At 69.0% G+C, this 20210-nt stretch carries 19 protein-coding genes and 4 tRNA genes; 6 read left to right on the plus strand and 17 right to left on the minus strand.

All coding sequences use genetic code 11. The features are described from left to right. Window positions 1-13: 13 nt before the first annotated feature. The 8 genes from ftsH to OXI49_01435 form a co-directional block, all read right to left on the minus strand. Entirely contained in the window at window positions 14-2017 is a 2004-nt protein-coding gene (ftsH, locus tag OXI49_01400) for an ATP-dependent zinc metalloprotease FtsH (protein ID MDE2689144.1), read from the minus strand. A gap of 91 nt (window positions 2018-2108) precedes the next feature. Further along, window positions 2109-3155 (minus strand): tRNA lysidine(34) synthetase TilS, encoded by a 1047-nt coding sequence (tilS, locus tag OXI49_01405; GenBank protein ID MDE2689145.1) that lies wholly within the window; start codon window positions 3153-3155, stop codon window positions 2109-2111. Between the two features lie 21 nt (window positions 3156-3176). Beyond that, window positions 3177-3253 (minus strand) — tRNA-Met (locus OXI49_01410). Window positions 3254-3309: 56 nt separating this feature from the next. Beyond that, complete coding sequence (locus OXI49_01415) at window positions 3310-3681, minus strand: metalloregulator ArsR/SmtB family transcription factor (protein ID MDE2689146.1); 372 nt, start codon at window positions 3679-3681, stop codon at window positions 3310-3312. Between the two features lie 67 nt (window positions 3682-3748). Continuing rightward, window positions 3749-4438, minus strand: a complete 690-nt coding sequence (locus OXI49_01420; protein MDE2689147.1) for a hypothetical protein — start codon at window positions 4436-4438, stop codon at window positions 3749-3751. A gap of 187 nt (window positions 4439-4625) precedes the next feature. Continuing rightward, window positions 4626-4781: a 50S ribosomal protein L33 gene (gene rpmG, locus OXI49_01425; protein ID MDE2689148.1), complete on the minus strand. Its 156-nt coding sequence runs from the start codon at window positions 4779-4781 to the stop codon at window positions 4626-4628. A 49-nt stretch (window positions 4782-4830) separates the two neighbouring features. Continuing rightward, window positions 4831-4907: transfer RNA gene (locus tag OXI49_01430), tRNA-Asp, on the minus strand. Window positions 4908-5012: 105 nt separating this feature from the next. Next, window positions 5013-5087: transfer RNA gene (locus OXI49_01435), tRNA-Val, on the minus strand. Window positions 5088-5234: 147 nt separating this feature from the next. On the opposite strand from OXI49_01435, the gene OXI49_01440 reads away from it, so the two are divergent. Continuing rightward, window positions 5235-5834 (plus strand): superoxide dismutase, encoded by a 600-nt coding sequence (locus tag OXI49_01440; GenBank protein MDE2689149.1) that lies wholly within the window; start codon window positions 5235-5237, stop codon window positions 5832-5834. A gap of 42 nt (window positions 5835-5876) precedes the next feature. Here the strand turns inward: OXI49_01440 and OXI49_01445 are convergent, their stop codons facing one another. Next, window positions 5877-7526, minus strand: coding sequence for a S41 family peptidase (locus OXI49_01445; GenBank protein MDE2689150.1), 1650 nt, complete (start codon window positions 7524-7526; stop codon window positions 5877-5879). A gap of 59 nt (window positions 7527-7585) precedes the next feature. On the opposite strand from OXI49_01445, the gene OXI49_01450 reads away from it, so the two are divergent. Both OXI49_01450 and tatC read left to right on the plus strand, forming a co-directional pair. Beyond that, window positions 7586-7882, plus strand: a complete 297-nt coding sequence (locus tag OXI49_01450) for a twin-arginine translocase TatA/TatE family subunit (protein MDE2689151.1) — start codon at window positions 7586-7588, stop codon at window positions 7880-7882. After that, on the plus strand, window positions 7866-8717 hold the full coding sequence (gene tatC, locus OXI49_01455) for a twin-arginine translocase subunit TatC (GenBank protein MDE2689152.1): 852 nt from the start codon (window positions 7866-7868) through the stop codon (window positions 8715-8717). Before OXI49_01450 ends, tatC begins: the two co-directional genes overlap by 17 nt. Window positions 8718-8954: 237 nt before the next feature. Here the strand turns inward: tatC and OXI49_01460 are convergent, their stop codons facing one another. From OXI49_01460 to kdsB, 5 genes are all read right to left on the minus strand, one after another. Next, complete coding sequence (locus OXI49_01460; GenBank protein ID MDE2689153.1) at window positions 8955-9449, minus strand: HAD family hydrolase; 495 nt, start codon at window positions 9447-9449, stop codon at window positions 8955-8957. A gap of 75 nt (window positions 9450-9524) precedes the next feature. Further along, window positions 9525-10556 carry a KpsF/GutQ family sugar-phosphate isomerase gene (locus OXI49_01465; protein MDE2689154.1) on the minus strand — a complete coding sequence of 344 codons (1032 nt, stop codon included), beginning with the start codon at window positions 10554-10556 and terminating at the stop codon, window positions 9525-9527. Further along, on the minus strand, window positions 10553-11389 hold the full coding sequence (kdsA, locus tag OXI49_01470; protein MDE2689155.1) for a 3-deoxy-8-phosphooctulonate synthase: 837 nt from the start codon (window positions 11387-11389) through the stop codon (window positions 10553-10555). The genes OXI49_01465 and kdsA overlap by 4 nt, the downstream gene beginning before the upstream one ends. A gap of 7 nt (window positions 11390-11396) precedes the next feature. Further along, the gene (locus OXI49_01475; protein MDE2689156.1) at window positions 11397-13079 is read right to left on the minus strand and encodes a CTP synthase; all 1683 of its coding nucleotides are present in this window, start codon (window positions 13077-13079) and stop codon (window positions 11397-11399) included. A gap of 23 nt (window positions 13080-13102) precedes the next feature. Then, the gene (gene kdsB, locus OXI49_01480) at window positions 13103-13879 is read right to left on the minus strand and encodes a 3-deoxy-manno-octulosonate cytidylyltransferase (protein ID MDE2689157.1); all 777 of its coding nucleotides are present in this window, start codon (window positions 13877-13879) and stop codon (window positions 13103-13105) included. 88 nt (window positions 13880-13967) lie between these two features. Between kdsB and OXI49_01485 the strand changes: the two genes are divergently transcribed. Beyond that, complete coding sequence (locus OXI49_01485; protein MDE2689158.1) at window positions 13968-14870, plus strand: hypothetical protein; 903 nt, start codon at window positions 13968-13970, stop codon at window positions 14868-14870. An 18-nt stretch (window positions 14871-14888) separates the two neighbouring features. On the opposite strand, the gene OXI49_01490 is transcribed toward OXI49_01485, so the two are convergent. Together OXI49_01490 and purH are read right to left on the minus strand one after the other, a co-directional pair. Continuing rightward, on the minus strand, window positions 14889-15539 hold the full coding sequence (locus OXI49_01490; protein ID MDE2689159.1) for an outer membrane lipoprotein carrier protein LolA: 651 nt from the start codon (window positions 15537-15539) through the stop codon (window positions 14889-14891). A gap of 76 nt (window positions 15540-15615) precedes the next feature. Beyond that, window positions 15616-17229 carry a bifunctional phosphoribosylaminoimidazolecarboxamide formyltransferase/IMP cyclohydrolase gene (gene purH / locus OXI49_01495; GenBank protein ID MDE2689160.1) on the minus strand — a complete coding sequence of 538 codons (1614 nt, stop codon included), beginning with the start codon at window positions 17227-17229 and terminating at the stop codon, window positions 15616-15618. Window positions 17230-17333: 104 nt separating this feature from the next. On the opposite strand from purH, the gene OXI49_01500 reads away from it, so the two are divergent. Both OXI49_01500 and OXI49_01505 read left to right on the plus strand, forming a co-directional pair. Continuing rightward, window positions 17334-17409, plus strand: a tRNA-Phe gene (locus tag OXI49_01500). Window positions 17410-18524: 1115 nt separating this feature from the next. Beyond that, on the plus strand, window positions 18525-19538 hold the full coding sequence (locus tag OXI49_01505) for a winged helix-turn-helix domain-containing protein (protein MDE2689161.1): 1014 nt from the start codon (window positions 18525-18527) through the stop codon (window positions 19536-19538). Here the strand turns inward: OXI49_01505 and aat are convergent. Beyond that, window positions 19506-20201 carry a leucyl/phenylalanyl-tRNA--protein transferase gene (aat, locus tag OXI49_01510; GenBank protein MDE2689162.1) on the minus strand — a complete coding sequence of 232 codons (696 nt, stop codon included), beginning with the start codon at window positions 20199-20201 and terminating at the stop codon, window positions 19506-19508. The genes OXI49_01505 and aat overlap by 33 nt on opposite strands. Window positions 20202-20210 lie beyond the last annotated feature (9 nt).

Raw genomic sequence — 20210 nt, forward strand, 5'->3', positions numbered from 1 at the left:
AACCAGCCGTCCCCTAACGCTCCGGCTTCGGCAACGGCAGGGGAACCGGGTCGGGTTCCTGCCGCTCGGAGATCGTTGCGGGTTCGGGCGTGCCGGCCACGTCGGGCGCCGGGGTGTCGTCCGTGGCGGGGGCCTGCTGGCCCTCGTCCGGCGGTTCCAGGTCGGGGATGCGGGTCGTCGGACGCGCCGGCGTCAGGTCCTGACCCGTGGCCTCGAGGATCAACTGGTAGACCCGGTCGCCCTCGAGCGACTCGAGCTCGAGCAGTTCCCTGGCCAGCGACTCCAGCAACTCGCGGTACTCGGAGAGGATGTCGCGGGCCCTGTCGTAGCCGCGCTGGACGATGGCCTGGATCTCGGTGTCGATCGACTGGGCGGTGCTGTCCGAGTAGTCGGACCGCTGGCTGAAATCGCGGCCGAGGAACACCGGCTCGCTCTTCTCGCCGAAGTTGAGCGGCCCCAGGTCCGACATGCCCCACTCGCAGACCATCTGCCGTGCCATGTCCGTGGCACGCTCGATGTCGTTACCGGCGCCGGTGGTGATGTCGTCCTGCGTCAGTTCCTCGGCAACCCGCCCGCCCATGAGGATCGCGATCTGGGCATCGACGTACTTGCGGCGGTAGGTGTGCTTGTCCTCGGTCGGCAGCTGCATCGTCAACCCCAGGGCGCGGCCCCGGGGGATGATCGTGATCTTGTGCAGGGGGTCGGCCTCGGGCATGAAGGCGGCGACCAGGGCGTGACCGGCCTCGTGGTAGGCGGTGACCTCCTTCTCCTGCTCGGTGAGCATCATGGTCTTGCGCTCGGCGCCCATGATCACCTTGTCCTTGGCGAACTCGAAGGAGGCCATGTCGACCTTCTTGTGGTTCCGCCGCGCCGCGATCAGCGCCGCCTCGTTGACGAGGTTGGCGAGGTCGGCGCCGGAGAAGCCGGGCGTGCCGCGCGCCAGCACCTGGAGATCGACGTCCGGGTCGAGCGGGATGTTGCGGCTGTGGACCTGCAGGATGCCGAGGCGGCCCGCGATGTCGGGCCGGTCGACGACCACGCGGCGGTCGAAGCGGCCCGGCCGCAGCAGCGCCGGGTCGAGCACGTCCGGCCGGTTGGTCGCGGCGATCAGGATCACGCCCTCGTTCGTCTCGAAGCCGTCCATCTCGACCAGCAACTGGTTCAGCGTCTGCTCGCGCTCGTCGTGACCGCCGCCCAGACCGGCGCCGCGGTGGCGGCCGACGGCGTCGATCTCGTCGATGAAGATGATGCAGGGGGCGTTCTTCTTGCCCTGCTCGAACAGGTCGCGGACCCGGCTGGCGCCGACGCCGACGAACATCTCGACGAAGTCCGAGCCGGAGATGGAGAAGAAGGGCACGCTGGCCTCGCCGGCGATCGCCCGCGCCAGCAGGGTCTTGCCGGTTCCGGGCGGGCCCATCAGCAGCACGCCCTTCGGAATCCTGCCGCCGAGCTTCTGGAACTTCTGCGGCTCCTTCAGGAACTCGACGATCTCGGAGAGTTCCTCCTTCGCCTCCTCGACTCCGGCCACGTCCTTGAAGGTGACCTTCTTGCCGCTGGCGTTCAGCAGCTTGGCCTTGCTCTTGCCGAAGGAGAGGGCGCGGTTGCCGCCGCTCTGCATCTGGCGCATGAAGAAGATCCAGAGGCCGACGATCAGGAGCAGCGGACCCCAGGTCATCAGCACCATCGTCAGCGTGTTTTCCTTGACCTCCTCGACCTCGATCCGCACACCCTGTTCGCGGAGCAGGGCCATGAGAATCGCGGAATCCTCCGGCAGCACCTGGGTCGTGAAACTGCCGTCGCCCACGCCGTCACGCGGCCGGGTCTTGTAGGTGCCGCTCACCCTGCCGTCCGTGTCGATCTTGACCTCTTCCACGCGGCCCTTCCCGACGTCGTCGAAGAAGTCGCTGTAGATGACCGCTCCACGCCTCGCCGCGCCCTGGTTGAACAGGTTGAAGATGAGGATCACCATCACGAAGATGGCGGCCCACAGGAGGAGGTTCTTGAGCGTTGCGTTCATCTTGCTGAGCAGGACCCAACCCGCGGGGGACAACGGTCCCGAAGCCCGCGGGATTCCGTAACCACTGTACGAGCGGGTGCCCGGAAGGTTGTCACTCCAGCCCCCCGACTTCAAGGGATCCAATCGCTTGATTCTCTCGGGGACGCGGGCGGAGCACCCTGAGCCGGTCGCGACTCTGTTCCCAGCGCCAGCCGCCGCCACAGTCGCAGCCGACCGACCGACCGCTCATCCTCCGCCGGTCGAACTGCCGCGCCAGCTCCCGCCGGGCGTTCCGGGTGGGCGGGTAGGTCGCGCCCGCAAGCCGGTGCAAGCGGGCCAGCGCCGCCGGCCACAGCGACGCCGGCAGCCGCGCCAGAGCCTCGGCCTCGACCTCACAGGACTGCTCTCCGGAGTGCGGCGCCAACGCCTGGTCGAGCAGGCGGCGCACCGTGGGCTCGGCCCTGCGCGCGGCCCGGGCCAGACGGACGAGCCGCTCGTCGATGTCGGGGGCCTCCGCCGCGAGAAAGGGCAAGAGGCGGCGGCGGACGAAGTTGCGCCGCGGCCCGGAGGCGCGGTTGGTCGGATCGTCGACGGGCTCGATGCCGCCGTGGGCCGCGTAGTCCCGCAGATCGCCGGGCTCCAGGTCCAGCAGCGGCCGGAGCAGCGGCAGTCCGAGCCGGTTCGACACCGGCCGCATCGCTCCGAGACCGGCGGTGCCGCTGCCGAAGAGGATGCGGAGAAGCACCGTCTCTGCCTGGTCGAGGCGATGGTGAGCGGTCAGGACCGCCGCCGCCTGAAGCGAGCTGGCGGCCGCGACGAGCAGCCGGTAGCGCTCGGCGCGGGCCCATTCCTCCAGGCTCCGGCCCGGCGGCAGGGAGCGGGCGACGTGGACCTGGAAGGGAACCCCGAGGCGCGCGGCGATCCGGGCCGCCGTCCGGGCCCGCCGAGCGGAACCGTCGTCCAGCCGGTGGTCGACGTGGATGGCCACGGGTCTCCAGGCGAACCGGGGCGCGCCGAGCCGCATGGCGCGCAACAGCGCCGTCGAGTCGGGACCGCCCGAGAACGCGACGGCCAGCGGAGCATCGCGAACCGTTCGGGCGAGTTCCGGGTGCCGGGAGAAGAAGCCCGCCACCGCGGCCTCGACCGGCTGCATGGTCATCGTCGAACCCCGCGCGTGAAGTGGTGGCGGTGGAGGGACTCGAACCCCCGACACAGCGGATATGAGCCGCTTGCTCTAACCGGCTGAGCTACACCGCCAGATCGACGCGGAACCCTACCGGAATCGACACCCGGCCTGTACGAGCGAAGTTCGCTCAGGGGCCGGGCTTGCGCAGCGAGTCCTGACAGCTTCGGAACTGCCCGAAGAAGCTGCGCATCGACTCGGACAGCGCCTCGTCGTTCAAACGGTAGATCACGTTCTGTCCGCGCCTCTGGTCGATCACCAGATCGGCTTCCTTGAGCACGGACAGATGGCGCGAGATGGTCGGCTGGGAGAGATCGAACTCGCCAACGATGTCGCCGACGCAACGCTGCTCGTCTTCCAATAGCCGGAGTATGTTCTGCCGGGTCGAGTCGGACAGCGCCTTGAAGACCTTCGTCATGTGACGGGAGCGCCGGTCGCGAGGCTCGAGGCCGCTCAGGGAGCCGCCGAGGCGTACAGGCCGATGTTCTGTCTTCTGGTCCACGATCAGGGGTCTCCAGGGAATGAAGAGAGTTGGCCATTATGCCATAACTTCAGACTGAAGTGGGACTTCACGCGCTCGAACCGAGCCGCCCGGGCACGACGAGACCCCGGCGCCGCAGCTCCCGGCGCATGCGGCTGAGCACGGTCGCCACGGTGGCCGGCGCCAGTTGGACCACACCCGCCGCCTCGCGGGAGTTCCACCCGTCGACCACCATGCGCTCGGTGATCCAGATGTCGCGCGGGGCGGTGCCGCCCGGCCTGGCGACGCACCAGCACTCGCGGCGGAAGCGGCGACGGAGTTCCTGCAGGTAGATGGCGTCGAGCGGGCTGGAGGAGCCGCTCGGCACGTCGAAGCCGTCGACGTACCCGGCGAGCCCGTCCAGGGCGTCGATGCTGAGTTCGACGGCGCGACCCCGCTTGAGTGCCCGGCGGGAGCGCAACCAGTCGATCAGAGTGCTCCGGGCGACCCGGCGCAGGTAGGACAGGATGGTCGTCTCGGATTGCCCGCGGCAGCCGCGCAACACTCTGCGATCGTTCTGTAGCAGGCGGACATAGGTCTCCTGGATCACCTCGTCGAGGAGATCCCGGTTCAGGTACACGCCGTAGCTCCGGCCCAGGCCGGAGAGGGTGCTCCGCAACATCGGGTCGACGCGCCGCACGAGGGATGCCCAATCCGCATCCCGGGCGACGCACTGGCGCCAGAGCGCCGGGAAGTCGTGCGACTCCTCGCCCTGCTGGTGGTGAATCTGTCGGTTCATCTTCCGCTCCATGCAAGTGGAGCGGAGGCGCCCGGGCCAGCCTACTCAGGGTTGGGCAAGGGCGGGAGAGAGTAGCACTCTCGGAGGACGAATTGCAGATTCGCGAGGCGCGATCGCAGCGTCTCGGGCTCGCCGCTTCGCGGCATCGCGCCTGATGCGGGTCAGAGGACCCGCGCACCCAGCGTTTCTACCGCATCTTCTCTTCGACGAACTCGACGTGGCGGCGGATCTTCGGGTCGTACTTCTTCAGCTTCAGCTTCTCCTGGCTGAGCTTCTTGTTCTTCGTCGTCGTGTAGAAGTACCCGGTACCGGCACTCGATACGAGTTTGATCTTTTCTCTCACGTCGTCACCTCCGATGTGACCGGCGGGCCTCGAGGGCTGAGGAGCGGAATGGCGGGGCCGACGGGACTCGAACCCGCGACCTCCGGCGTGACAGGCCGGCATTCTAACCAGCTGAACTACGACCCCGTGCGTCCGTCCTCGGCGTATCGCCCTCTTCTTTCTTCGTCCTACTCCCGCCGCCATGCGGCATTCACTGACGGTTTCCTGATCGCGCGTACTCCGGAACCTCCGTGGTGGGAGGTGGGGGATTCGAACCCGCGACCCCCTGCGTGTAAAGCAGGTGCTCTACCCCTGAGCTAACCTCCCCGGCGGCGACCGTACGGCCGTCCGGCGGACATCGCAGGCCGCGAAATCTTAGGGCAGGCGGGGGGCATCGTCAACGGAGCACCGGGCTGCCTCACTCCGTGGCACAATCGCGGCGGCAGAACCACCTTCCCTGAGGAGTACTCACTCATGCACGAAGTTCCCGATCTGGCCTACCCGTTCGACGCACTCGAGCCCCACATCGACGCGCGGACCATGGAGATACACCACGACAAGCACCACGCTGCCTACGTCGCCAACCTGAACGGAGCGCTCGAAGGCCGCGACGAACTCGCGGCGATGAGCGTCGAGAATCTGCTCCGCAGCTTCGACGAGGTGCCGGACCCGATCAAGGGCGCCGTACGCAACCATGGAGGAGGCCACGCCAACCACTCGCTGTTCTGGTCGGTCATGAGCCCGAACGGCGGCGGCGCGCCGAGCGGCGACCTGGCCACCGCCATCGACATCCGGTTCGGCAGCTTCGACCAGTTGAAGGAGCGCTTCGTCAGCGCCGCCATGGGCCAGTTCGGCAGCGGCTGGGGCTGGCTGGTGAGCGGCGACGACGGCCTGGCCGTGATCGCGCGTCCGAACCAGGACTCACCGCTGATGGAGGGCCTGACGCCCCTGCTCGGAGTCGACGTGTGGGAACACGCCTACTACCTGAACTACCAGAACCGGCGTCTGGACTACCTGAACGCCTTCTGGAACGTCGTCGACTGGGACGCGGTCGCGGCGCGGTTCAGAGGGTAGAACGCTGGGTGCGCGGGTCTCCTGACCCGCCGCCGCCAGTGGCTATGGGGCGACGAGGCCGGTGCTGTGGCTGCGGCCGCGGGTCTGGCGGTCCTGCTCCATGCGGCGCTCCAGCAACTCCTCCGCTTCGTCGAGGAGTTCGAGCGCCCTTTCAAGCTGGTTGTCGAGTTGCCGCTCGGCCTTGAAGCCCTCGGTCAGGCCGAACGCCGTGTTGAAGATCTCGTAGCGGAGCCGCACGCGGGCGTGGCGCTCGACGGCGGGATTCTCCAGAGCCTCGTCCAGCTCTTCGGCGGAGACGAGGTCCTCCCCGACGATCCAGTCCCAGAACCGTTCCAGGTAGTCGTCCGGCACCTGCCAGTCGGTGGAGTCGACCCCCTCGGGCACGCCCTCCTCGAAGGGGAAGCGGTGGAAGCCGCTGCGGGTCCGCAGGCGGAAGATGATGGGCGGATCCTCGTCCAGTTCGACCACGTAGTCAGGGGTCACGCCGCCGCCGCCGTAGACCTCGCGGCCGAGATCGGTGTGGAAGACCGGCCTGTCCTCGCCCTCCGGCTGATCGACCGGCGGCAGCTCGTCCTCGTCGCCGTTGTCGCCGTTCGCGTCGTACCCGGTGTAGTAGTCCCAGTACGAGGAGTAGTCGCGCTGGATCAGCCGCCCCGCCGGCGTGTAGTAGCGCGCCGTCGTCAGGGCCAGCCCGGCGCCGTAGGACAGCTCGTAGACCGTCTGCACCAGGCCCTTGCCCCAGGTCGACTCGCCGACGACGAGGCCCACGTCGTGATCCTGGATGGCCCCCGAAACGATCTCGGAGGCGGAAGCGGAGCCGCCGTTCACGAGCACGACGACCGGCAGGCCGAGCGGCTCGTGGCGGCCCGTGGAACCGTACGACTGGTGTGAACTGTCGATCCGGCCCCGGGTCTCGACGATCGTCGTGCCCGGAGGCACGAACTGGTCGGAGACGGCGATCGCCTGGTCGAGCAGGCCGCCGCCGTTGAACCGGAGGTCGAGAATCAGCCGCTGCATGCCCTGGTCCTTGAGCTCGGCCAGGGCGCGGGCGACCTCTCCGCCGGTCGAACGGGAGAAGTCCGTGATCCAGAGGAAGCCGGTTTCCGGCGTCAGCATGTGGGCGTGGCGAACCGTCTCCTGGGGGATCTCGGCCCGCGTCACCGTGACTTCGAGAGGCTCGTCGAGGCCGGGACGAAGCAGCGTCACCGTGACGTCCGTTCCCTTCGGTCCCTTGAGCTTCCGGATCGCCTCGTTCGGGTTCATCTCCTCCGTCGGCTCGCCGTTGATCAGGTGGATGATGTCGCCGGCGCGGATGCCCTTCTCGTAACCGGGCGTGCCCTCGATCGGCGAGATGACGGTCAGGCGGTTGTTGCGCGTGCCGACGTAGATGCCCAGGCCGTAGAAGGAACTCTGCTGGCGTTCGCGCATCGAGTCGTAGGCCACGGGCGGCAGGAAGCTCGTGTGCGGATCGAGGTTGCGCAGCATGCCGCCGATCGAGGCGTAGACGAGATCCCGGTAGGTGACGTCGTCGACCGCGTAGTTGGCGTGGGCCGTCTCGATCAGTTCCGTGTAGAGGCGGACCTGGGCGATCTGCTCCGCATCGACCGCTCCCAGGTTGGCGCCCGCCAGCAAGCCGACGGCCACAGCCGCGGCAAACAGAAGGAGTACGAGATTGCGCCAAGGTTGCTTCACGGTTTCACCAAGGCCGGGATTGTACCAGCCACAAACCGGTTGGCGTATCATGCCGGGCCATGTTCGGCCCGATCGGCATGCAGGAGATGTTGTTGATCATGGCGGCGGCTCTGCTCATCTTCGGTCCCAGGAAGCTGCCCGAGCTCGGCCGCACGCTCGGCCGCGGCATGGCGGAGTTCCGGCGCGCAACGAGCGACCTGAAGCGGTCGATCGACGTCGAACTCGATGAGGAGAAGCGGCCGGCGCCGGCGCGCCGGATCGAAACTCCCAAGAGAAGCGCGAGCGTGTCGGACCCGGGCAGTTCGAAGAAACCGCGCGAATCGGGCGCCGGGGCCCCGAGTGACCCCGCAGTCTGACGACGACGCTCCGGTCCAGACGCCCGAAGCGCCGGAACCGGAGCGGTTGCCCGAGACGAGGCTGGGCAAGCGGAGGTCCGACGAGGAGGAAGAAGAACTCCCGCGGATGACGCTGCTCGAGCACCTCGACGAGCTGCGCCGCCGCATCCTGCGCACGCTGATCGTCGTCGTGGTCGCGTTCTTCGGCTGCTTCGCGTTCGCCGAACAGATCTACAACCTGCTCGCGAAACCGATCGAGCCCCACGTCGATCAGCTCGTCTTCGACGGCGTCGCGGATCCCTTCATCGTGCAGGTGAAGGTGGCCCTGCTGGCCGCCGTCTTCGTCACCTCGCCCTATCTCGTTGCCCAGCTCTGGGGGTTTGTGGCGCCCGGGCTCTACCGGCGCGAGAAGCGCTACGCGATCCCCTTCATCTTCTTCGGGTCCCTCTTCTTCATCGGCGGCGGTGCCTTCGGTTACTTCGTTGCCCTGCCTTTCGCGACCGAGTTCCTGGTCAACATGGGCCTCAACGCCAACTGGGACGCCGACATCCGGATCGAGCGCTACTTCAGCTTCGCGGTCAACGTGCTGCTCGGACTGGCGGTCATGTTCCAGCTTCCCATCGTCATCTTCATGCTGTCGCAGCTCGGGGTGGTGACGCCGCGATTCCTGATGCGGCATTTCCGCTGGGCGGTGCTCATCATCATCGTCGTCTCCGCGGTGATCACGCCGACACCGGACGCGGTGAACATGACGATCGTGGCGGGGCCCACTGTGCTGCTCTACCTCGTCGGCGTCGGCGCCTCGGCGCTGGTGCAGCGGCGCCGCAAGCGGATCGAGGAGGAGGAGGAAGACTGAGCCGGTCGGCAACGACGTCCAGCCCGGTCGGGGCAGGAGGGGTCGGCGCCCAGGTGCCTCTGAACGAGCGACTGCCGGCGACCTCGCACCTACCGACGCCCAACCGGAGCGAGTGAAGCGGAGCAAGCGCAACCCTGCCATCTCCTCTCAAGCGCGCGCGTCACCTGGGCGCCGACCCCTCCTGCCCCAAGACGGGCGGGTGCGTGCACCGCCACCGCCACGCCGCCGCCGCTCCAGCTACGAGACGGGGCCGAGGGCTTCGATGATGCGGTCGACGAGTTCGCGGGCGGCGCCGCGGCCGCCGCGGGCGTCGAGCACGAGGTCGACGTTGTCGCGCACTTCCTGCACGGCGTCGGCCGGGGCCGCGGACAGGCCCGCGGCGCGAAGCACCGGCAGGTCGACCAGGTCGTCGCCGACGTAGGCGACTTCGGACGCATCGAGTCCGCGGCGCTCCAGCAGGTCGGCGAAGGCCGCGGCCTTGTCGCGGCAGCCCAGGAGGACCTCGTCGAAGCCCAGGTGGGCGGCGCGGCGCTCGACCGCAGGAGAGTCCCTTCTGGCGCTCAGCAGGCCCATCCCGAGGCCCGCCTCGCGCGCGCGCCGCACGGCCAGGCCGTCCCGGGTGTCGAACGCCACGGCCACCTCGTCGCCGACGTAGTAGAGCCGGCCGTCGGTCAGGACGCCGTCGACGTCGAAGAGCAGGAAACGCAACCGCAGGACGACAGAGGAGAGCATGGACGACAGGGGTGCCTAGAGCAGTTAGCGGAGGCGCAGGACAACGGAGGAGAGCATGGGAGCGTTCCGCGGGAGCTACTTGCGGCGCAGACCCCAGAGGTCGTGAATGTGCACCAGGCCCTCAAGCCGGCCGTCGGCGTGGCAGGTGAACAGGGACGTGATGCGGTGCCGCTCCATCGCCTCCAGGGCGACGGTGACCAGGGCGTCCGCGGGGATCGTCTTCGGCTCGGGCGTCATGTAGTGGCGAACCGAGCGGTCGAGAAAGGCGCCGCCGCCCGCGTCCGGCGCCGGCTCCGTGTTCAGCAACCGCCGCAGGTCGCCGTCGGAGATCACGCCGCAGAGCCTGCCCTCGCCGTCGAGAACCGCCGTGATGCCGAACGACTTCTCGGTCATCTCGAACAGCGCCTCGCGCAGGGACGCTTCGAGCCTCACGCAGGGCAGGCCGTCGCCGCGGTGCATGACCTGCTCCACGGTCATCAGGCGGCGGCCGAGTGCGCCGCCGGGATGGAGCGTCGCGAAGTCTTCCAGCGTGAAGCCGCGGGCTTCGAGCAGCGCCATCGCCAGCGCGTCGCCCAGGGCCAGGGTCGCGGTCGTCGAGGCGGTTGGGGCCAGGTTCAGGGGGCAGGCTTCCTGGTCGATCGCGGCCGAGAGGTGCAGGTCGGCGCGCTCGGCGATCGTGCTCCGGGCGGCGCCGGTGATCGCGATCAGGGGAACGCCGCGGCGATGCAGCACGTCGATCATCTTGAGGAGTTCTTCCGTGCCGCCGGACGACGACGCGGCCAGGACGACGTCGCCCGGCACGATCATGCCGAGATCGCCGTGGATCGCCTCGGCCGGGTGGATGAAGAGGGCCGGGGTCCCGGTCGAGGACAGGGTCGCCGCCACCTTCTTCATCACGTGGCCGCTCTTGCCCATGCCGGTGCAGACGACGCGGCCCCGGCAGTCGCGCATCCGCCGCACCGCCTCCGCGAAGTCCTCGCCGAGCTGGCCGATCAACCCCTGAATGGCGGCAGCCTCGATCTCCAGCACCTTGCGGGCGATCTCCAGGCTGCGGTCCGTGCCGGCCGCCTGGTCCGCGACCCCTTCGGCGATCTTCGACGCGGTCAAACCCAGGGGCCCTCGGCCGCCCGCGAACGGTGGATCTCGAGCGCGGACAGCAGCAGGGGCTCGGCCCGCTGGAGCGGCAACTGCGTTTCCCGGTCGCAGCGCGCGCTGTCCGGGTCGGGGTGCACCTCCAGGTAGAGGCCGGCGGCGCCGGCGGCGATGGCGGCCCGCGTCAGGGGTTCGGCGAAACGGCGGTCGCCGCCGCTCTCCTTCTCCCGCGCCCCGGGAAGCTGCAGCGAGTGGGTCACGTCGTAGAGCACGGCGATCCCGTGCTCGGCCAGGATCCGGAAGCTCCGCATGTCGACGACCAGGTTGTGGTAGCCGAACGAGCTGCCGCGCTCGGTAACGGCGACGCGGGCGTTGCCGGTCGCCCGCGCCTTGTCGACCGTCCTCGCCATGTCGGCGGGCGCCATGAACTGTCCCTTCTTGATCAGGAGGGCTCTGCCGGTGGCCGCGGCCTCGATCACCAGGTCGGTCTGCCGGCAGAGGAACGCCGGGATCTGGAGCACGTCGCAGACCTCGGCGGCGGCGCCGCACTGGCCCGGCTCGTGGACGTCGGTCAGCACCGGGAGGCCGGTGGCCGCCTTGACCTCCTCGAGCGCCTTGAGTCCATCCTCCAGTCCGGGACCCCGGAAGCTGTCGCCGGAGCTGCGGTTCGCCTTGTCGAAGGAGGACTTGAAGATCAGCGGCAGACCCAGACGATGGCTCATCGCCTGGAGTTCCTGGCCGAAGCCGACCAGCCAGTCGCGGCCCTCGATCACGCAGGGGCCGGCGATCACCGGCAGCGCGCCGCCGCCGAGCGCGACCCCCGGCGCGAGCTCGAAGCCGTCTGCCAAGACGTCCTCAGTTCGCCTCGGCGCTGCCCGCCGGCAACTCGTCGCCGGCGCTCGCCGAGGCGGCCGCGCTCCGCTCCTTCTGCTCCACCGCGGCGCGGATGTAGGAGACGAAGAGCGGGTGCGGGTCGGTCGGCCGCGAGCGGTACTCGGGGTGGAACTGGCAGCCGAGGAACCAGGGATGGTCCGGCAGCTCGACGATCTCGACGAACTTGCCGTCCGGACTGCGACCGGAAACGACAAGGCCGGAGCTCTGGAGCGCGGCGAGGTACTTCTGGTTGACCTCGTAGCGGTGGCGGTGGCGCTCCTGGATCAACATCCGTCCTTCCGCTTCGTCGGCCGACTCGGTGAAGACCTCGGCCGCCAGGGTGCCCTCCTCGACCAGGCAGGGATAGGCGCCGAGGCGCATCGTGCCGCCCATCTCCTCGACACCGAGAAGATCGCGGAGCTTGTAGATCACCGGATCGGCTGCTGCTTCGTCGAACTCCGTCGAGTGGGCGCCCACCAGACCGCAGGCGTTGCGGGACATCTCGATCACCATGCATTGCATTCCCAGGCAGATGCCGAACATCGGCACGCGCTTCTCGCGGGCGTAGCGGATCGCCCGGATCTTGCCCTCCACGCCGCGGGGGCCGAAGCCGATGGGAACCAGCAGGCCGTCGACCTCGAACAGTTCCTGCGGCCAGGACTCCGCCTCCAGGTCCTCCGCGTTGATGTAGACCAACTGGACCTCGACGTCGTTGGCGATGCCGCCGTGCATCAACGCCTCGTTCAGACTCTTGTAGGCGTCGGGCAGTTCGACGTACTTGCCCACGATGCCGATCCGCACCCGGCCCCGCGGGTTGCGGATTCGGTCGACCATCCGTTCCCAACCGGCCAGGTTGCGCGGCGAACCCGGGAGGTTCAGCAGGTCGAGAAGCGACTCGTCCAGGCCCTCGCGGCAGAACATCAGCGGCACTTCGTAAATCGTGTCGACGTCGCGGGCGGCGACGACGTTGCGCGCGTCTACGTTGCAGAACAGGGCGATTTTCGCCTTCGTCTCCGCCGGCAGGTCGCGGTCCACCCGGCAGAGCAGGATGTCCGGCGAGATGCCGATCGCCCGCAGTTCCCGCACCGAGTGCTGGGTGGGTTTCGTCTTCTGCTCGTCGGAGGCGGCGATGTAGGGCACCAGGGTGAGATGGAGGTTGACCGCGTTGTTGCGTCCGAGTTCCTGGCGGAACTGCCGGATCGCCTCGAGGAAGGGCAGGGACTCGATGTCGCCCACCGTGCCGCCGATCTCGACCAGGACGACGTCGGCGTCGCCGGCCACCCTCCGCATCCCCGCCTTGATCTCGTCCGTCACGTGGGGAATCACCTGGACGGTGTTGCCCAGATAGTCCCCGCGCCGCTCCTTGTTGATCACGGCCTCGTAGATCTTGCCCGTCGTGTAGTTGTGCTTCTTGCTCGTCTTGCACGTGGTGAAGCGCTCGTAGTGCCCGAGGTCGAGATCCGCCTCGGCGCCGTCGTCGGTCACGAAGACCTCGCCGTGCTGGTAGGGCGACATCGTTCCCGGATCCACGTTGACGTACGGGTCGAGCTTCATCATCTCGACCGAGAAGCCGCGCGCCTCGAGGATCGCACCGACCGACGACGCGGCGACACCCTTGCCCAGTGAAGACACGACGCCGCCGGTGATGAAGATGTACTTGGCCATGGCGATGAACCTCGTCTCGTCTGTCAGTGACTCACTTCGGCGAGCATCCGGCGCTCGGCTACCGCCAGGTCCCCCGGCGTATCGACCCCCAGCGGCGCCTCGTTGATCGGCAGCACCCGGATGCGGATGCCGTTCTCCAGGGCGCGAAGCTGCTCCAGGCCTTCACGGCGCTCGAGCGGCGTCTGCTCCAGGGCGGCGAGCTGAAGGAGAACCCTGCGCCGGTAGCCGTAGACGCCCACGTGCAACCGGACCGGCGCGGCCGATTCTCCTTCGTCTGTGACTTGCCGCCGGAAGGGAATCCCCGCGCGGCTGAAGTACAGGGCATAGCCGTCGCCGCCGCAGACGACCTTGACCTGGTTCGGATCCTCGAGCGCATCCTCGTCGACCTCGGCGGCCAGCGTCGCCATGTCCTCCGCGGGATGAGCGCGAAGGTGCGAAGCCAGCCCGGTGATCGCCCCCGGATCGAGCAGCGGCTCGTCGCCCTGCACGTTGATCACGGCATCCGCCCGCCACCGGCGAGCCGCCCAGGCGATCCGGTCGGTGCCGCTCCTGCAGTCCTCCGGCGTCATCTCGCAGTGGCCGCCGAAGCCCTCCACCGTGCGGCGGATCTCCTCGTGGTCCGTCAGCACGACGACGGCGTCGAGCCCGGAGGCCGCGCTCGCCCGCCGGTAGACGTGCTCGATCATTGGTCGGCCGCAGATCGGTAGCAGAGCCTTCCTGGGCAGTCGGATCGAGTCATAGCGAGCAGGAATGGCACAGACGACGCCGACCGCGTCTGCTACGAGTCCAGCACTCGACACGGCCCACACTAACCGCGCGCCGCGCCGAGGGTCAAACCGCAGGCTGGGTGAGGACTACGCCGCAAGGCGGCGACGTTAGTCTCGCCGCGTGAGGAGAACGCTCTCAGGCGCACTCGCCGTCACGCTGCTCGCCATCGGGCTTGCGCAGCCGGGCTGCGTCAGCGCGCCGGCGCCGACCGGCGCGGCCGAGTGGATCTGGGCCGACGACGCCTCCGCCGCGCCGGGACGGCCGGCGGCCTACGTGTTGCTGCGCGACTTCGAGCTCGACGCCGCGCCCGAAGCGGCGGCGCGTCTGTTCGTCGCGGCAGACCGCGAGTACGCGGTGCACCTGAACGGACACCAGATCGCCCGAGGCGCGTACCGGCGGGGCGAACCGATCGACGAGTACCAGGTCGCCCACCTGCTGCGCGAGGGACCGAATCGCCTGACGATCGAAGCGCGGACGCCCCATGGCGACGGCGGCGTGCTCGCCGGCATCGAGCTCGCGGACGCCTCGATGCCGGTGGTCACGGACGGCGACTGGCAGTTCACCGACGACTGGGATCCCCGCCTGGTCAAGGGAGAGATCCTCCTCGCGGACGCCCGCCCCACGCTTCGGCCCGTCCGGGTCTGGGGCCGGCCGCCGGTGGGCCGCTGGGGCCGCGTGAGCCGCGGTGACATGCAGAAGCCCGATCAGATCTGGCGCGCGGCCGGAGCCCGGCGCATCGTCCGCGTGACCGCCTCGCCGGGCCTCGAGACCGAGCCCGGATGGCGGTCGTCTCATCGGGTCGACTTCGGCCGGGAGGTCGCCGGGGTACTGGAACTCGACTTTCGACCGGCCGCTGCCGACGACCCCCACGAACTGCGCATCTGCCTGGCCGGCGATTGCGAGCGGCTACCCCTCGTGTTGACTCCGGGCAGGCCGGCGTGGCGCGATTCAGCCCCGCGCAGCTTCGACACGGTGATCGTCACCGGCGTGCCCGGGTTGCGGGCGGTCCGGGCGCGACGGTAGGCGGCAGCCGGCGACCTTCTACGGTTCTTCCCAATCGATGCCCGCCGGCGGTTCGAAGCGGCCGGACGGCGCGCCGGAGCGGTAGTCGCCGACCTGGAAGCGGTTCTCGTTGCGCTGGGCGTCGTAGTAGGTCAGTTCGCGCAACCGCTGGTCCCCGGCGTCGATCACCACCTGCACTTCCACCACGTCCTCGCTCGGCTCGAGCGGCCGCAGGAAGAGGCGCAGGCGGTTCCCTTCCGCCGTGTCCAGCTCCGCCTCGTAACGTTCCCTGAGGTCGCTGGTCGTCAGCAGGAAGAAGTCGAGACCGGGCGCGGGCTGTTCCGAGAGGTCGTAGCGCTGGCCGACCGTCTCGCCGGGATTCCAGTGGTGGACCGTGCGTCCGCAGAGCAGAAACGCCTTCTCGAACGGCGGGAAGTAGTCCCAGCGCAAGCAGCCGGGGAGGTCGATGGCGAGGCTGCCGCGCTCGGTTTCCCCGTCCTCGGGCGCGAAGCCGAAGGGGACGAAGGTCTGCACGAAGCCCGCCGACAGGGGGCCCGAACTCTGAAGCGCCCCGCGGAAGTCGTCGAGGACCTGCCACGGGTCAGCGGCGGCGGGCGCCGCGGCCGCGCCGAAGCCGACCGCGGTGGCGACGACGGTCGCCAGCGCAGCAGCCCGGACCGGTAACTTCACTGCTCGCCGGGCCACATCACCGCTCGCCCGGCCGCATCATTGGTCGCCGGACGACATCAGCGACTGCCCAATCTCATCAGTGCTTGAAGTGACGCCGGCCGGTGAGCACCATCGCGATGCCGTGCTCGTCGGCGGCGGCGACGATCTCGTCGTCGCGCACCGATCCGCCCGGCTGGGCGATCGCGGTCACGCCGGCGGCAGCCAGGGTGTCGACGCCGTCGCGGAAGGGAAAGAAGGCGTCGGACGCGGCCACCGTTCCGGCGAGGTCCAGTTGCGCCTTGTCCAGCGCGATCCGGCAGGAGTCGACGCGGCTCATCTGGCCGGCGCCGATGCCCACCGTCTGGTGCTCGTTGGTGACGACGATCGCGTTCGACTTGGTTGCCCGGCAGACCTTCCACGCGAAGTCGAGAGCGCGACGCTGGGCCGCGTCCGGCTGAGCGCGGGTCGGACAGTTCCAGCCGGCCGGATCTTCCGGCGCGGCGTCGATCTGCTGGCCGAGAAAGCCGCCCTCGATCGCTCGCAGCTCCCACTGGCCGGGGACGGGCGAGAAGGCGGGACATTCGAGCAGGCGCAGGTTCTTCTTCCTGCCCAGCCGCTCCAGCGCGGCCGGCTCGTAGGAAGGCGCCGTCACCACCTCGACGAAGAGCTTCGCCATCGCTTCCGCGAGAGCGCCGTCGAACGGCCGGTTGACGGCGATGATCGAACCGAACGCCGACACCGGATCGCAGGCCAGCGCGCGTTCGTAGGCCTCGACCAGCGTGCCGCCGCGACCGACGCCGCAGGGATTGTTGTGCTTGACGATGACCACGACGGGGTCTTCCTCCGGACCGTCGAAGAGCGCCGACAGCTTGCGCGCCGCGTCGGCGTCCAGGAGGTTGTTCCACGAGAGTTCCTTGCCCTGGAGCTGGCGGAAGCCGCCGAAGACACCGCCGCCGCCCACCTGCCGGTAGACCGCGGCCGCCTGATGCGGGTTCTCGCCATAGCGCGGCGCAAGGACCTGCTCGAGCTCGAGGTGAACCGTCGCGGGCAGGGACGCAAGATCGGCCTTCGGCCGGCGAGTCGAAGCCGCCTTCGGCGGCGGCGGGTCAGACCCGCGCACCACCCGGCCGTTGGCCAGCCAGTTGGCGATCGCCGTGTCGTAGCTCCGTGTGTGGCGGAAGGCCTTGAGCGCCAGTCCGCGGCGGACGTCTTCCGAGAGGCCGCCTTCGCTCTCCAGTGCCGCGAGCACGACCGGGTAGTCGGACGGGTCCACGACGACGGCGACGTTGGCGAAGTTCTTGGCCGCCGCCCGGACCATGCTGGGTCCGCCGATGTCGATCATCTCCACCGTGCCGTCCACCGTCGCGTCCGGGGCCGCGGCGGCGTCCTCGAACGGATAGAGGTTGACCGCCACCAGGTCGATCGGGGGGATCTCGTGCTGCTCGAGTTCGTCGCGGTGCTCCGAACGCCGGCGGTCGGCGAGGATGCCGCCGAAGATGCGGGGGTGCAGGCTCTTGACCCGGCCGTGGAGAATCTCCGGGTGGCCGGTGATCTCGGACACCGCGGTCACCGGCACGCCGCCTTCCGCGAGCTGCCGCGCCGTACCGCCGGTCGAGATGATCTCGACGCCCAGCTTCGCCAGACCCGATCCAAGATCCTCGAGGCCCGTCTTGTCGAAGACCGAAACCAGTGCGCGGCGAACGGGGAGCATCGGCGTCGGCGCAGCGTAGCACGCAGGATCCGCTGCCTTGCCCATTGCGCTTCCACGGCGCAAGCTGCTAGAAACCGTCTCCATCGTGCGGCCCGCGCGACGCTGCCCAGGTAGCTCAGTTGGTAGAGCACCTGACTGAAAATCAGGGTGTCGGTGGTTCGAATCCGCCCCTGGGCACCACGTCCGCGACCCGGTCAAGGCCCCCATTTCGGACTGCCGGTGCGGAGGATTCGGAGAATCCGCAGGTATTCCGCAGTGGCTTCCGGAGCGCTGGAACCGGGCTCCGGGAGCGGCAAGTAACAGCAATGCAAACACTTACGGCCGGACCGAGCCGCCTGGCCCGCTGCCGGAGAGAAACACCGTCTTGACACACCCTTCACACGGCCTGTACGTTGTTTCGCGGATAGGGACTGTGACCAAGAATCGCATCCTGATCCACCGGTCCTGAGACGCGACCTTCGGATCGGAGCCTGAGAAGGGCGAAAGTCACGTTCGCGTGGTGGGCGCTCCATCGAAGGCGAAGGTAGGAGGGTCAAGGCTCGGACGCCGGGCTCGGCGGCAGGAGCCGCTGGGAGTTGGGAGACTCGGAGGCGCAAGCCAACGGGAAACCGGATTCCGAAAAGCTCCAGCCATCGAGTGGCTCCCGTGGCCGACAGTCTTTCCGGGAGCGGCACCGAAGGGCGAAAGCCCGCCGGAGACGTTACTGGGAAGGCGGCTTCAGGGAAGCGGACGGCCGGAAAGTTGCCCGGCAGCAACGGAACGGCCGACCGGCAACTGAAGCGCCTCGTCGGCAGGCCCTACGGGGGCTTCGTCGTGAGACCCGACCAGTCGAGCGACGGAGTGCCCCGCAGGCGTCAGGTCGGCAGAGGCCAGGCTTCGGCGAGTCCCCGGCTGGTGGTGCGCTCGCGCTCCAAGACCCATGCCCGCCAAGCTGTAGAGGTCTGAGAGATGCGAACGGTGGGGTGAGAGGCTGAGGTCGATTCGGGTGAGATTCCTGAAGCGGTCCCTATCCTCTTTTTTTGCCCGGCGGAAACCTAGCACGGTACGCCCGTAAGTGCAACCCCGCCAGTAACTTACAGGTCATTGCGCCGGACCCGGGGTGCGAACGCACCCCCAAAATGGGAGGGTCCCGGCGGTCAGACACCGGTCAGCCAAGCGTCACGCGTCGGACGGAATGCTCCGAACGTAGTGTCCTTTAGAGTTATCGAAAACTCGGGGTCCGGTCCCGCGCTCGCGGCGGCCGGCCTCCCGGCGCAGGGAACATCCGCCCCACGTAGCAGTCGAGAAGCCAGCCCATGCAGCGCGGTAACGGCACGTCGCAAGAGGCAGCGTCCAGGCGCGGCAGGCGCCGACGCAGCGCCAGAGGCCAGCCGCGCCGGCTGCGTTTCGGCAACTTCGAGTTCGATCCCGAGACGCTCGAACTGCACAGCGCCAGGGAGTCGATTCGGCTCCAGCCGCAGCCGGCCAAGCTGCTTCGCCTGCTGATCGCCAGCCGCGGCGCCGTCGTGTCGCGCGCGGCGGTTCGGCGGCACCTCTGGCCCGACGAGATCCACGTCGAGTTCGACCAGAGCATGAATTCCTGCGTCAAACGCATTCGGGTAGCGCTCGGGGATAGCGCGGAGGCTCCCCGCTATATCGAGACGCTTCCGCGGATCGGTTATCGATTCCTGCAGCCCGTGATGGAGGTTCGGGAAGGTGATCCGCGGCTGCCGGCTCGGCGGGACGCGCCGACCGCCCCGAAACCCCGCCCGCGGTCTCGACGGATCGCGGCTGCAGTGCTCGCAGCGGTGGGCGCGGCCCTCGGAATCGTCCTCACGGTCCTGATCTGGCATGCCCTGGACTCCCGGCCCGGCACCGCCGACGGGCCGCCGCGCCAGGTACTTGCGGTCCTGCCCTTCGCCGCCCTCGAGAACTGGACCGGGGCCGAGCCCTTCCGCCAGGCCCTGGCCCAGGAACTCATCACCTCACTCGCCCGCCACCGCTCGCAGAACCTCGCGGTCGTGGCCCAGGACGCCGGGCCCGACGTGGATACCGGCGCGGCGGTGCCCGGTGTCCATGCCGACTTCGTCCTCGACGGCCGCGTTCAGCGCGAGCAGGGCACGCTCCGGGTGTGGGCGCGCCTGCTGCTCGCGAAGGACGGCACCGTGCTGTGGACCGAGGCCTACGACGGCGCGGAGGACGAGATCCTCGTCTTCCAGACCGAAGTGAGCGCCCGGATCGGCGACGCCGTGCTCGGGCGGTTGGCGCAGCTCGTCGAGGAATCCCCGGCGCCGCAGCTAGCTCCGCCAGGAGCCGGGGCGGCCGGGTAACGCGACGGCGGCCGCCAGTTCATCCAGGAAGCGCGTTCGCGCGACCTCCTCGGCTCCGAAGCGCAGGAGATGCTCGGTGACCTGCTGGCAATCGATGAAGGCGAAATCCCAGCTCCGCAAACGGTCGACAAGGTGAACCAGGGCGACCTTGGACGCGTTCGAACGCCGCGTGAACATCGACTCGCCGAAGAACGCGCCGCCGACGGCGACCCCGTACAGGCCGCCGGCCAGCTCGCCGTCCGCGACACACTCGACCGAGTGCGCGAACCCCCTGCGGTGCAGGCGATCGAACGCATCGATCAGAGGCTCCGTGATCCAGGTGCCCGGCCTGCCCGAACGATCCTCCGCGCAGGCGGTCATGACCTCACGAAAGCGCGTGTCGACCGTGACCTCGAAGCGACCGTGCCGCAGTTCCTTGCGGAGGCTCCGCGAAACCCGGAACCGCTCCGGATAGAGCACCAGCCGCGGGTCGGGCGAGAACCAGAGCATGGGTCCGTCGACGCCCAGGAGCGGCCAGGAGAAGATGCCCGCCGTGTACGCCGCCAGCAGGCGCTCCGGTTCGAGGTCGCCGCCCACCGCCAGCAGGCCGCCCGGATCCGCCAGCTCCGGAGGCGGGAAATCCAGGCTCTGCTCGTCGAGCAGGAAGGGGCCCGGCCGGTTCATCGCCGGCAG

The organism is Acidobacteriota bacterium (assembly GCA_028875725.1).
GTDB lineage: Bacteria > Acidobacteriota > Thermoanaerobaculia > Multivoradales > Multivoraceae > Multivorans.

Bases quoted from the DNA above. Each gene is read 5' to 3' on its own strand.
- ftsH (MDE2689144.1), bottom strand. From the start codon at position 2,017: ATGAACGCAACGCTCAAGAACCTCCTCCTGTGGGCCGCCATCTTCGTG.
- tilS (MDE2689145.1), bottom strand. From the start codon at position 3,155: ATGACCATGCAGCCGGTCGAGGCCGCGGTGGCGGGCTTCTTCTCCCGG.
- OXI49_01420 (MDE2689147.1), bottom strand. From the start codon at position 4,438: ATGAACCGACAGATTCACCACCAGCAGGGCGAGGAGTCGCACGACTTC.
- OXI49_01440 (MDE2689149.1), top strand. From the start codon at position 5,235: ATGCACGAAGTTCCCGATCTGGCCTACCCGTTCGACGCACTCGAGCCC.
- OXI49_01450 (MDE2689151.1), top strand. From the start codon at position 7,586: ATGTTCGGCCCGATCGGCATGCAGGAGATGTTGTTGATCATGGCGGCG.
- OXI49_01460 (MDE2689153.1), bottom strand. From the start codon at position 9,449: ATGCTCTCCTCTGTCGTCCTGCGGTTGCGTTTCCTGCTCTTCGACGTC.
- OXI49_01475 (MDE2689156.1), bottom strand. From the start codon at position 13,079: ATGGCCAAGTACATCTTCATCACCGGCGGCGTCGTGTCTTCACTGGGC.
- purH (MDE2689160.1), bottom strand. From the start codon at position 17,229: ATGCTCCCCGTTCGCCGCGCACTGGTTTCGGTCTTCGACAAGACGGGC.
- OXI49_01505 (MDE2689161.1), top strand. From the start codon at position 18,525: ATGCAGCGCGGTAACGGCACGTCGCAAGAGGCAGCGTCCAGGCGCGGC.
- aat (MDE2689162.1), bottom strand. From the start codon at position 20,201: ATGAACCGGCCGGGCCCCTTCCTGCTCGACGAGCAGAGCCTGGATTTC.